We start from the raw sequence: 12528 nt of genomic DNA on the forward strand, positions 1-12528 counted from the left end.
TGCTATTTTATTGCCAGTTTTTATTGAATTTTCAAGGTGCATAGGCACTTATTCAAGTGCGAAGTTTGAGTATATAAATTTTAGGGGGTAGATTTGTGCAAATATTTTTATAACTATAAAAATAAATAATTTCCGTACGTGATTTCAGTATAAACGAAATACCGATATAATAGCGTGGGATATTCGGAAAACAAAGGAGGAATTTTAAATGTTACGGATTGCGGTATGTGATGATATTCTTGTTTTTGTGGAAAAAATGGCAGAATATATCGAAATGTGGGCGGGAGAGCAACACCTCAATGTACAGATTAAAAGATTTGCAAGTGGAGAAGATGTTATCTTTGAGCAGGAGGATATGGGGGATTTCGCGGCAATATTTATGGATATTGAGCTTAGCGGAATGAATGGCATGGAAGCTGTCACAAAAATTAGAGAGAAAAATAGCCTGGTAAGCATTGTGTTTGTTACACAATACGAAGAATATCTTAAGCAGGTGATTCGGATTTATCCCTGTCAGTATATCGATAAACCCATATCGAAGGAAAAAGTATTTGAAGCAATGGACAGGATTGCCAGAGAACATAAATCTTATTATGAAATATTTACCTTGCAATATAATAAAATAACTATCAACATTGCGTTAGGAGAAGTGCTCTACTTTGTCAGTGAAAAGCGTAAGGTTAAGGTGGTTACGGAAAATGGAGAAAAATATGTTTTTTACCAAAAGTTGAATGAGGTAGAAGACGCGCTGGCTTATTACAATTGTCAATTTCTTCGCATCCATCAGTCTTATTTAGTAAATTGTGGAAAGGTAAGAGAGTATCATCCCAGACATATCATTATGGATAATGGAGACAGGCTGCCGATCAGCCGCTTCAGGTGTGAGCAGGTTAAACTTTTTAGAATGGGTTTGCTTTCATGAAATGCTGTTTCCGCATGTTTTTAATCTGCACGGCATAGATAAAACGCAGTCCTATTTGAGCGTATGCCAAAAGTTACATGCAGGCTGTTAATTATTACATGAACAAAAATAGAAAACATTTTTGTATATAATTGAAGATGCATTCATTTCTGAGGCGCGTTTTATATCTGAAAACGCTGCCGCTTTCTTTTGGCAGGGATATTGATTCCCTGCCTTTCGCTTTATGTTTTGTTTCATGCTTTGAAAAAATCACCAAAAATATAATTATAAAGATATTTTATTTCTATAATTGATTTTGCTGAAAGCTTTATTTCTATAAAATGGTTTTTGTTAATATGCGAAATTTCATATCCGTTGTGATAGATCTTTACGGGGGAGAAAACAGGTGAAAGTGGATTATAAAGATTTAGGAGCCAGAATTAAAAAGAAAAGAGAAGTAAAAAGAATGTCCCAGGCAGAATTGGCTGCACGGACTGATTTATCGACACAGCATATCAGTAATGTGGAAAACGCAAGGAGTAAAATAGGATTGGAAAAGCTTGTCAGGATTGCCGATGCGCTTGAGTGTTCGGTGGATGAGCTTTTGTGTGGAAGTATGAAAACAGGCAGCAGAACAATTTACAGCGATGAAATTGCCGGTATTTTGGAGGATTTTTCAAATACGGAGATGAAGGTTTTGCCGGAGCTACTTAGGAATTATAGTTACGTTTTCAAGCTGTTAAAAAGCGATTTGGAAGACAATGAAGGTAAATAGATTGAAAAATCAAAAATTTTTCAATCTACAAATTTGTGCTTGCATCCCAATATGCCCAAAATACAGGCATTCTCCGTCAGGATTTGTGCTGCCGCGGAGCGGCGGCTTGGGGATTCATTTGATTCTTGGAATTATTGTTCTGAAAGTTTGCCCCGGGAGGTGATTTACAGGCCTGAAATATGAAATTATAGTGCTAATAGCTTAATCTGAACCATTAAGGTAAGATTATTTATGGTTCTAAAATACAGGTGGCGGAGAAAATATATGGAGACACAAGTTTTGACCTGTATCATGGACATTTTTTTTATTGGCACGCAGCATATTTTATATAAACAATTTTTGGGGAAAAAATACAAAAGCAAACTGCTTTTAACGGCGGGCTGGAGTATGTGCTTCCTATTCTGGAAAACAGGCGGTAATTTATTTGCAGGGTATAAGTCATTACTTTACTTATATGCCTGGAGTGTTAATTTTGTGACATTATGCACATTATACCGCGGACATATAAAAGTGAAAGTAATTTTAATGAATTGTGTGGCAGCGTTAAAGTTTGCGGCAGAAGGGATCGCGGCATTTTTTTTAATTTTTCCGGCAGTATCAGCAAGGGAAAGGCATCTTGCACTGATCCTGTATCCGGGAGTCAGAAATATAATTTCTCAATTGTTCTTCTTTCTGTTTGTGGAAATCGTTCTTGTGATTTTTGTTAAGCAAATCCAAATGAAATCAGCAGATTGGTTTGAATTATTTTTGGTTCCAATAGGAAGCATGATTATTTGTTATGCCATCTGGGAAAATACCTGTCAACATATAGGCTTATCACAAGAGCTGGCGGCAGCAGTCCTGGCGGTTCTGAATTTGCAGGCATATTATGAACATCAAAAGCTGTGGACATATGTAAAGAAAGATAAGGAAAATGAGCTGGCACGGCAGCAGAATGAGTCTTTCCGCCTGCAATACAAAAAGTTTAAAGAAAGGTGGAAGAAACTGTGTATACTACGCCATAATATGGCGAATCATTATGCGCTTGAAATGGGATACCTGGAAAAGGGTCAATATGACATGCTGCTGGAATACTGTGGAGAAAGACTGGAGGAAATCAAGAAACCTATACATATCATCAATACAGGAAGTATTGGGCTTGATTCTATTCTCAATTATAAATTGGAAACAGCCAGAAAATATCAAATAAAAGTGGAGTGCCAAATCGACATTGAAAAAGAAGTTACGGTAAGCGACATAGATTTAAACATTTTAATTGGCAATTTGCTTGACAATGCAATAGAAGCATTAACAGAATTAGAGGGTGATAAAAGGAAGCTGCATCTGGCGATAAAAGCAGAACAGGCAACCTTTCTTTTGAAGGCCAGCAATCCTTACGAAGGATATAGGGTAAAGAAATATAGGGGTAATTTCCTTACGAATAAAGAGGATAAAAGGATTCATGGCTGGGGATTGAAGGAGGTAAAGCGGGTGGTTAAAAAGTATCATGGCAAAATGATAATTCATACGGAAAATGGAGAATTTAACGTTAGAATAGTTATCTATATGTAAAAGAAAGGGAAATGCATATTATTTCATGCCATTACGGTTCGATTTCTGCCTGAAAAATAGTACTTTAGTACGTATTAATACAAAGTTTATATTTTTTTAAGTGACTAAAAATTAAGTGTGTGATATACTAACCACATATGACGAGATATGAAGGCACTATAGCCCTGACAAGGAGGTTTCAACATGACAAAAGCAGAAATTTTAAAACAGGAGATATTGAAACAGTATAAGAGCGTGAGACAGTTTGCCATTGATATGGAGATTCCCTATAGTACGCTGGTGACAGCACTGGACAGAGGCATTGAGGGGATGGCGTACGGCACAGTCATTCGCATGTGTGATAGATTAAGTCTGAATCCGGTTGATTTTTCATCTCTTGAAAGAGGCGAGGTTTTAGGTGAGAAGATTCTGGAGAACAGGGTTATGCAGTATTATATTCAGTTAAACAAGAAGGGACGTAAGAAAATTCTTGAAATGATGGAAGATTATGTTCAGCTTGAGAAGTATAGGGAGCAGTAAACTTATGGGCAAACATTTTGACTATCTGGTAGTAGGGGCTGGACTTTTTGGTTCAGCTTTTTCTCATAAAATGACCGAAAACGGGCGGACATGCCTGGTGATAGACCAAAGAGAGCATGTGGCGGGAAACATATACACAAGTCTAAAGCGCGGAATCCATGTGCATGAATATGGAGCGCATATTTTCCACACTTCAAACCGCAGAATTTGGGATTATATGAATCAATTTACCGAGTTTAACCACTTCGTTAATTCTCCTATGGCGATTTATAAAGATGAAATTTATAATCTTCCCTTCAATATGAATACCTTCAGCAAATTGTGGGGAATTAAGACACCTGAGGAGGCGAAGGCGCTTATAAAAGGACAGATAGAGGGGCTGCGAATTGGCGAACCCCGTAATTTGGAGGAGCAGGCTTTATCTCTGGCAGGCTGTGATGTGTATGAAAAATTAATCAAAGGCTACACGGAGAAACAGTGGGGAAGGGAGTGCAAGGAGCTTCCGGCCTTCATAATTAAGAGAGTGCCTTTACGGTTTACATACGATAACAATTATTTTTCAGATAAATTCCAGGGGATTCCGGTAGATGGCTACACGAAAGTCGTTGAGAAAATGCTTGCACAGTGTGAGGTCAGGTTAAACACAAGGTATCAGGAATTTTTAAGGGGGCAGAAGGAAGCGGAGCTTAAAGGAGAAGATACTGTTTCCTATGACAAAGTATTGTATACCGGCATGATTGATGAGTACTTTGACTACTGTCTGGGAAATCTGGAGTACCGTTCGCTTAAATTTGAAAAGGAAGATATGCCGGAAGTTGACAATTATCAGGGAAATGCCGTCATTAATTACACGGAAAGAGAAGTGCCTTATACCCGTGTGATTGAACATAAGCATTTTAACTTTGGCCAGGGCGAGGGTACGGTTATTACCAGAGAATATCCGGCTGCATGGACACCGGGAGCAGAGCCCTATTATCCTGTTAATGATGAACGAAACAATGAGCTTTTTGCTAAGTATCAGGAAATGGCGCAGAAGGAGGAAAATGTTATTTTCGGGGGAAGGCTTGGGCAGTACCGCTATTATGACATGGACAAGGTAATTGAAGCGGCCCTTGACCTTGCAGAAAAAGAACTGGAAAAATAAATAGGGCTATGCTTTGCGTGGGAGCGTGCTGATTCTCAAAACAGAGGCAAAAAACAAGGAGAATCGTAAGGATTCTCCTTGAAAATTTTAACCAATCAACTACTTCTTGCACGATAACATAATTTCTTATGGCAGGTTAACAGTAGCTGTTAAAAAACATTCCACTATAATTGCTGGTCATATAAGGCGCCGCAAAATTATGACCTGCAGGGTTCTTATAAGCCACCAAGGTTTTATCCACATATTCCATCGGATTTAAAGAAACCTGATTGGTTTTTCGCAAGATGGAATTGGTGAAATCTTTTATGGTGGAGAACTGATCGCGCATCCCATCACTTAATATGGAGTGTTTGAACGCCTTGTCATCTACGGTAAGCTGGCCGTTATCCTCAAAGGTAAAACCAATTTTTTCAAGATCAGTCTGATAATTGCGGGATATATGATCCATTTCTTTTATAAGCTTGCTGCTCCTTGGATGTGAATCCTGATATTCGGCAGCAGCCCTGATAAAAGAATTGTAACCGTATATAAGCTCACTGACATTTTCCGTGAAGGAGTCTAAGTCGGTTTTTAAACCGATTTCTGTGGTTTCCCCTTCCGCGTTGCTGATACCATTTAAAGTAATTTCAAACAGTTTACCGATGGAGAACTGGTTAGAGGAAGAACTGCGGGGCTCTCCGTCAATAAGGAACTGGGCATTGGAAGGTTGTCTTGCCACATAATCAAGCCCAAGATAATCCACTGTGCCGGACTGCTTACTGGTCTGGTCATCTGATACATGAAAGATATAATGTTTTCCAGGTCTTAAACCGGTACTGGCGGAAGAAAGCCGCAGAGAAGAATTCCCTTTGTCATCTGCCAAAATATCAGCGGTAAGCCCGATATCCGCATTGGTAATCAAACGGGCAAGGCGATCCTGTAAATCACGGTTTGTCTCACCTTCACGGACATTATATTGGAATTCATAACTTAAATCATTAACGGTTATGTCGAAGGAATAGGAATCTGGCAAAAGCTTAGCCTTTTCGTGGCCGGGGAGGAAGGTTCCAAGATTTACTTGGTTGGCAGCTAAAGCAGTTACTTCCAATTCAAAAGGCGGAATAACCCCTTCGCTGCTGCCATCTCCGATGTAGGAGGCCGTGGCAATGTCTGTGTTGCTGGAATAAGCTCCCTTCTTGGCAAGCATTTTACTTTCGTCAAGACCGCCAAGAGAGGCGATTGTATTGCGCAGCTCTCTGGCATTTTCTTTTAAGCCAACGGCAAACTCCCGGGATTCCTTGCTGGAATCCAGAATATACAAAGGAGAGTCTTTATTCAGTTTTACGATGGAATTGTAAATGTTGCGCAGCTCCCGCTTGCCATGCATATCGTATCTGGTATCGGCTTTTGGGGCATAGGTAGTAAGATAGTGATTATAAAAACTATTTAATGATATATTGTAGTATGACATAGGCTACCCTCTCCTTTCTTCCATGAATTGCGTACCGTCAACACCTTTTGACGGGAAAATTTTCTTAATATAAATATATTCTGGAGCTTATAATATAAAAAAATAAGAAAATTTTCATAAATGCGGGGCAAAAACCTATATGTTGAAACAAAATTCTATATATTTATATTTCGTTCGATCAATTTAAAAAATAAAGATTAAAAAATTAAATTTTTATAAAATAATTCTATCACAGAAAGGACGCTAATACAATTAGGATTTTACTACAAAAAAAGTAAATTTCAGTTGACTGTGAAGTGAGTATATGTTATAGTTATCAAACGAGATTAGATTTTAGGTCTTTTTTTTATGCACAAAATCCGGTAAAAGATTGGAGGAAAAATCATGCGTACAAGAATCACATTGGCATGTACAGAATGCAAGCAGCGTAACTACAACACTACGAAAGATAAGAAAACGCATCCCGACAGGATGGAAATCAAGAAATATTGCAGATTCTGCAGAACCCATACGTTGCATAAGGAAACTAAATAAGTGGTTTTATTTGCATCTGAAAGGAGTTAAAAATGGCAGATTCTGCTAAAAAGGTAAATAAAGAAAAAGCGGTAAAGACAGCTAAGCCTGATTTCTTCAAGGGTGTAAAGGCTGAATTTAAGAAGATTTCATGGCCGGATAAGGATTCGCTTATGAAGCAGTCCGTTGCAGTTGTATGTATTTCGGTGGTGCTGGGTGCAGTGATTGCTGTGCTGGATTTCCTGATGCAGTATGGTGTGGATTTCCTGACAAGTCTGTAGAGCGAGGGTAATTGTATGGCAGAGGCAAACTGGTATGTAGTGCATACCTATTCCGGATATGAAAATAAGGTAAAAGCCAATATAGAAAAAACAATCGAGAACAGACATTTGGAAGAAGAAATTCTGGAGGTTCGTGTGCCGCTTCAGGACGTGGTGGAGCTAAAGAACGGTGCAAAGAGAACGGTCCAGAAAAAAATGTTTCCCGGTTATGTCCTGATAAATATGGTTATGAATGACGACACATGGTACGTTGTCCGTAATACAAGAGGCGTGACGGGCTTCGTGGGTCCTGGGAGCAAACCGGTCCCCCTAACAGAAGCGGAAATGAAGCCCCTCGGAATCAAAACGGAAAATATTTCCGTTGATTTTGCGGAAGGAGACGCCATTGCTGTTGTGGCCGGTGTGTGGAAGGATACGGTGGGCGTGGTACAGCGGATGGACTACGGAAAACAGACAGCGACCATTAATGTGGATTTGTTCGGCAGGGAAACACCGGTGGAAATCAGTTTTGCAGAAGTCAGGAAAATGTCTTAAAACAGATTTTGGACGAATCTGTTGGTTTGGGTATTGGTAAACAGGATATTTATAGCCGGTTTATATCGGTATAAATATAGAGCAACTTTATAGTAAGTCTGCGCAAGCGCAGGCTGTGGGAGCAGAAGCGATTCTGCGCCATACCACGATGCAACCGTATCCCGACAGGAATACGAGTGGTCGGAAAAGTTAGTTTCTGTCCCGGAGGGAGACGGAAGAAATTGCATTATTTATAGGAGGTGCCACAATGGCAAAGAAAGTAGAAGGATACATTAAGTTACAGATCCCTGCTGGTAAAGCTACGCCAGCACCCCCGGTTGGTCCTGCACTTGGACAGCATGGGGTTAACATTGTTGAATTTACAAAGCAGTTCAACGCAAGAACGGCTGATAAGGGGGATGTGATCATCCCTGTTGTAATCACAGTATATGCAGACAGAAGTTTTAGTTTTATTACGAAAACTCCTCCTGCTGCAGTACTTCTTAAGAAGGCATGCAATATCAAATCAGGTTCGGCAGTGCCTAACAAGACAAAGGTTGCAACGATTTCCAAGGCGAAACTCCAGGAGATCGCTGAGATGAAAATGCCTGATCTTAATGCGGCAAGCCTTGAAGCGGCTATGAGCATGATTGCCGGAACAGCAAGAAGTATGGGTATCACAGTAGTGGATTAAACAATAAATTTGTGAAAGTGGGAGGCGATAGATTGAAAAATGAAAATTTTTCAATCACAAAAATTTATGCCGGCATCCTAATTGATGGGGATCGGCAGGAATTTGGATTTAGAAGATGCGCCGATTGAACCATAGGAGGAATTAATAATGAAACATGGAAAGAAATATTTAGAGGCTGCAAAGCAGGTCGACCGTGCAACAACGTATGAGCCTGCAGAAGCAATTGCACTGGTTAAAAAGACAGCAGTTGCAAAGTTTGATGAAACAGTGGAAGTTCATATCAGGACCGGTTGTGACGGACGTCATGCGGAACAGCAGGTTCGTGGAGCGGTTGTATTGCCGAATGGTACAGGTAAGACAGTTAAGGTTTTAGTATTTGCAAAAGGTGATAAGGTAAATGAGGCGGAAGCTGCAGGGGCTGACTATGTGGGAGGCGATGAACTGGTTCCAAGAATTCAGCACGAAGGCTGGCTTGATTTTGACGTAGTAGTTGCTACCCCTGATATGATGGGTATTGTAGGCCGTCTGGGTAAAATTTTGGGACCGAAGGGCTTGATGCCTAACCCGAAAGCCGGAACAGTAACCATGGATGTTACAAAGGCAATCAATGATATTAAAGCCGGTAAAATTGAGTACAGACTTGATAAGTCCAACATCATTCATGTCCCGATTGGAAAAGCTTCTTTTGATGAAGCAAAGCTTCAGGAAAATTTTGACGCTTTGATGGAGGCAATTGTTAAGGCAAGACCTTCAGCATTGAAAGGACAGTATTTAAGAAGTATTACCCTTACTTCCACCATGGGACCCGGAGTGAAGGTCAATACAGCGAAATTCTAATTTTTGAACCGGAGTAATCGTTCAGCGCAGGACTTGACGCTTGGTACAAAGTTCGAGAGAACACATTCTCCCAGAATGTGTAAACTGGGCCAAGAAGAAATCTGCCCCTTGCCGAAGGCAATTTAAAATGGACAGATTTCGTAACAGAGAAGCCGAATCTGAACTGCTATAAAACGAATGAAAAGCCATTCCTTTTAAGGGATGGCTTTTTTAAAATAAGCGCTCTCACGAAAGAATGATGGTATTTGTTGCTTCGATATGCTGACCGGCGAGGCGTGACTGTGCAATCATTCCATAAACAATAAATTAGGATGCGATAAAGCATATTTGGCATATAGGACGGAATGTGGTATGCTGTAGTTATGAAGCGAAAAGTAAAAAAGCAAAATCTACAATTAAATAAAGGAAGAAAAAGAAGAAAGAAAAAGCGCGGCTTTGGCGTGGTAACTACTTTTTCCATTACTCTTTTTATCATGCTTTCGCTAGGCATAGCCGGGATACTGCTTTTAAAGCTTTTGTCCCAGGAGGGGGAAGGGAGCAAGGGGGTTACGAAGAGTGTGTACGCCCAGGAAACTTTTCATCATTTGCAGGGGAATCTGACGGAGGCGCTGGAAGAAAAAGATGAAACCGGGGAAGAAGCAGCTCCTGATGCGCAGTCGCCTTCCCGGTATGAAGCAGAATTATCCGATGCGGAATATAGGAAGGCAAATAAGATTTTTTCCCGGGAGGGCAGCGAAAAGGATAAGGTGACAATAGGCTTTATAGGCGATATCCTTCTGGATGACGAGTATGCAATTATGGCGAATCTGCTGACCAGGGGCAGGACGATAGAGAACGGCGTTTCCCAATCTGTGCTTGAGCAAATGCGCGGGGTAGATATTATGGTGGCCAACAATGAATTTCCCTTTACGGACAGAGGGACACCTACGGAGGAGAAGACCTTTACCTTCAGGGCGGACACCGGGGCGGTATCCTATCTGCACGATATGGGGATAGATGTGGCGGTACTGGCCAACAATCACATTTATGATTTTGGAGAAATAGGGCTCTTGGATACCTTAGATACCCTTGCGGCTGCTGAAATACCGGCGGTGGGCGCCGGCAGAAATCTGGAAGAAGCCAGCGCGCCTTTATATTTTATTGTAAACGACAGGAAGATTGCTTTTGTGGCGGCCACTCAGATAGAGCGGATCGAGAACCCTGATACAAAGGGCGCTACGGAAAACAGCGCGGGAGTATTCCGGTGCCTGAATCCACAAAAGCTTTATGAGGTGGTGGCTCAGGCAAAGGAGAACAGCGATTTTGTCATTGTTTATATTCATTGGGGCACAGAAAACCAGACGGAAATTGACTGGGCCCAAATCGAGCAGGCACCGCGGATTGCCGAGGCAGGCGCAGATTTGATTATCGGCGACCATCCCCATTGCCTGCAGGGAATCACCTATTTTGGAGATACGCCGGTGATTTACAGCATGGGAAACTTTTGGTTCAATTCCAAAACCGTGGATACGGGAATGGTCCGGGTCACGATAGGAAAGGAGGGGCTCGAAACATTTCAGTTTTTGCCAGCCCTTCAATCCGATTGCAGAGTGGATTTGGTATATGGGGAGGAGAAGGAGAGAATCTTATCTCTGATGCGGGAACTGTCGCCGGACGTATTGATAGATGAAAATGGATTTGTAAGCAAAAAATAGCTATATCGGAAGTTTTTGTGGTGGTGGTTTGGCCGAGGGTTGAACTGTGAAAAGTAACGAACTGTTACGAGTAATCATAAAATTCAGAAGAAAAACTTGACATGAATACACACATATGGTATTTTAAAAAAGGTCGTTTGGCCATGCCGAAGACAGCAGGTGTCCAAATCTGATATAAGTCAGAGGAGACGTAAGTACATCGCTTAAGCGTTAAGCGAATCGCCTGCCGAGGAGAAGAGTGTGATATTGAAAGAAAATTCTGCCTCTCCGTCTTTGGAGAGGTTTTTTATTATAATAATCCGGTTCGCGAAGTTCGGCAGCGTTTGTTGACATAAGGATGGTCCTAAGGTGCATTTGCTGTTAATACAAAGTCAGTTCGCGGAATGTGCCGGTTGTTATGAAAACTTCTCTCGGCGTTAAAATCTAACAAGGAGGTAAAGAAAGTGGCAAAAGTTGAATTGAAACAGCCTGTCATTGACGAGATTTCAGCTAACATCAAAGACGCCCAGTCGGTTGTTCTTGTTGACTATCGTGGACTTACCGTGGAGCAGGATACCAATTTGCGTAAGCAACTTCGCGAGGCGGATATTGTTTATAAAGTTTACAAGAACACAATGATGAATTTTGCGTTTAAGGGAACAGATTGTGAAAGCCTGACACCATATCTGGAAGGACCCAGCGCAATCGCAATTTCCAAGACAGATGCAACCGCTCCTGCAAGAATTATATGTAAATTTGCAAAGGATGCTCCTAAACTGGAAGTTAAGGGCGGTATCGTTGAAGGGCTGGCATATGACGCGGCAGGCATTACGGAAATTGCAAAGATTCCTTCAAGAGAGGAATTGCTCTCCAAGCTACTTGGAAGTATCCAGTCACCGATTGCAAACTTTGCACGTGTTATGAACCAGCTGGCGGAAAAAGGCGGCGCCGGCGCATGCGAAGCGCCCGCTGAGGAAACCGCAGCCGAAGCACCCGCCGAAGAAGCGGCAAGCGAGCCTGCAGCAGAATAAGGTTTGGCCAAAAACAGGCATAACCTATAGCGGGTAATCATCCAAACACTAAAACCGATTGAATAAAAATAAAAATGGAGGAAATGAAAATGGCAAAGTTATCCACACAGGAAATAATTGACGCTATCAAAGAGTTAACCGTATTAGAATTAAACGATCTTGTAAAAGCTTGCGAAGAAGAATTTGGTGTATCTGCAGCAGCAGGTGTTGTAGTTGCAGCGGCAGCTGATGCAGGCGCAGCAGAAGAAGAAAAGACAGAGTTCGATGTAGAGCTCACAGAGATTGGACCTAACAAGGTTAAGGTTATTAAGGTTGTACGTGAAGCTACCGGCCTTGGCTTGAAAGAAGCTAAGGATCTTGTTGATTCCGCTCCTAAGACACTGAAGGAAGGCATTTCCAAGGAAGAAGCTGAAGACATTAAGAGCAAGTTAGAAGCTGAGGGCGCTAAGGTTACACTTAAGTAATTGCCACATAGATTCTGATTTCGTAACTGGGCTGTGTATCTGCATTCTGCGGTACACAGCTTTTTTTACAATATGCCGGTTTGTGAAGCGTGATGGCGTTTGCTGCATAAGAACAGCTGGCTGTGGGAAGGTTCCTGAAACGGAAGTGAAGCGGCATTAATGTATTTCAATTTACAAAAAAT

Annotated in this window: 14 protein-coding genes and 1 other annotated feature; of the genes, 13 read left to right on the plus strand and 1 reads right to left on the minus strand. The window is 41.3% G+C overall.

The features are described 5' to 3' along the window. The first annotated feature begins 208 nt into the window (after positions 1–208). The 5 genes from D5281_RS19525 to glf all read left to right on the plus strand — a co-directional run bounded on the left by D5281_RS19525 (position 209) and on the right by glf (position 4890). Positions 209–922, plus strand: coding sequence for a LytR/AlgR family response regulator transcription factor (locus D5281_RS19525; protein WP_160561747.1), 714 nt, complete (start codon positions 209–211; stop codon positions 920–922). A 385-nt stretch (positions 923–1307) separates the two neighbouring features. Then, entirely contained in the window at positions 1308–1676 is a 369-nt protein-coding gene (locus tag D5281_RS19530; RefSeq protein ID WP_160561748.1) for a helix-turn-helix domain-containing protein, read from the plus strand. Positions 1677–2186: 510 nt separating this feature from the next. Then, the gene (locus tag D5281_RS26660) at positions 2187–3227 is read left to right on the plus strand and encodes an ATP-binding protein (protein WP_160561749.1); all 1041 of its coding nucleotides are present in this window, start codon (positions 2187–2189) and stop codon (positions 3225–3227) included. A 183-nt stretch (positions 3228–3410) separates the two neighbouring features. Beyond that, positions 3411–3746 (plus strand): transcriptional regulator, encoded by a 336-nt coding sequence (locus D5281_RS19540; protein WP_160561750.1) that lies wholly within the window; start codon positions 3411–3413, stop codon positions 3744–3746. Between the two features lie 4 nt (positions 3747–3750). Further along, positions 3751–4890: a UDP-galactopyranose mutase gene (gene glf, locus D5281_RS19545; RefSeq protein ID WP_160561751.1), complete on the plus strand. Its 1140-nt coding sequence runs from the start codon at positions 3751–3753 to the stop codon at positions 4888–4890. Positions 4891–5026: 136 nt separating this feature from the next. Here glf and D5281_RS19550 read toward each other — a convergent pair whose 3' ends face one another. Continuing rightward, complete coding sequence (locus D5281_RS19550; protein WP_160561752.1) at positions 5027–6340, minus strand: flagellar capping protein; 1314 nt, start codon at positions 6338–6340, stop codon at positions 5027–5029. Positions 6341–6724: 384 nt separating this feature from the next. Here D5281_RS19550 and rpmG point away from each other — a divergent pair, with 384 nt between their 5' ends. The 8 genes from rpmG to rplL all read left to right on the plus strand — a co-directional run bounded on the left by rpmG (position 6725) and on the right by rplL (position 12346). Next, positions 6725–6874 (plus strand): 50S ribosomal protein L33, encoded by a 150-nt coding sequence (gene rpmG, locus D5281_RS19555; protein WP_120471050.1) that lies wholly within the window; start codon positions 6725–6727, stop codon positions 6872–6874. 32 nt (positions 6875–6906) lie between these two features. Continuing rightward, positions 6907–7134 carry a preprotein translocase subunit SecE gene (secE, locus tag D5281_RS19560; protein ID WP_160561753.1) on the plus strand — a complete coding sequence of 76 codons (228 nt, stop codon included), beginning with the start codon at positions 6907–6909 and terminating at the stop codon, positions 7132–7134. Between the two features lie 15 nt (positions 7135–7149). Further along, the gene (gene nusG / locus D5281_RS19565) at positions 7150–7668 is read left to right on the plus strand and encodes a transcription termination/antitermination protein NusG (RefSeq protein ID WP_160561754.1); all 519 of its coding nucleotides are present in this window, start codon (positions 7150–7152) and stop codon (positions 7666–7668) included. A 247-nt stretch (positions 7669–7915) separates the two neighbouring features. Beyond that, the gene (gene rplK / locus D5281_RS19570; protein WP_160561755.1) at positions 7916–8341 is read left to right on the plus strand and encodes a 50S ribosomal protein L11; all 426 of its coding nucleotides are present in this window, start codon (positions 7916–7918) and stop codon (positions 8339–8341) included. 147 nt (positions 8342–8488) lie between these two features. Further along, a complete protein-coding gene (rplA, locus tag D5281_RS19575; RefSeq protein ID WP_160561756.1) occupies positions 8489–9178 on the plus strand; it encodes a 50S ribosomal protein L1 in 690 nt (229 codons plus the stop codon). A 362-nt stretch (positions 9179–9540) separates the two neighbouring features. Beyond that, entirely contained in the window at positions 9541–10872 is a 1332-nt protein-coding gene (locus tag D5281_RS19580; RefSeq protein ID WP_160561757.1) for a CapA family protein, read from the plus strand. Positions 10873–11000: 128 nt separating this feature from the next. Continuing rightward, positions 11001–11169 (plus strand) — a sequence feature (ribosomal protein L10 leader region). Positions 11170–11315: 146 nt separating this feature from the next. Then, positions 11316–11882: a 50S ribosomal protein L10 gene (gene rplJ / locus D5281_RS19585; protein WP_330585171.1), complete on the plus strand. Its 567-nt coding sequence runs from the start codon at positions 11316–11318 to the stop codon at positions 11880–11882. An 89-nt stretch (positions 11883–11971) separates the two neighbouring features. Then, on the plus strand, positions 11972–12346 hold the full coding sequence (gene rplL / locus D5281_RS19590; protein ID WP_160561758.1) for a 50S ribosomal protein L7/L12: 375 nt from the start codon (positions 11972–11974) through the stop codon (positions 12344–12346). Positions 12347–12528 lie beyond the last annotated feature (182 nt).

Source organism: Parablautia muri (assembly GCF_009917485.1).
GTDB classification, from domain to species: Bacteria; Bacillota; Clostridia; order Lachnospirales; family Lachnospiraceae; genus Suilimivivens; species Suilimivivens muri.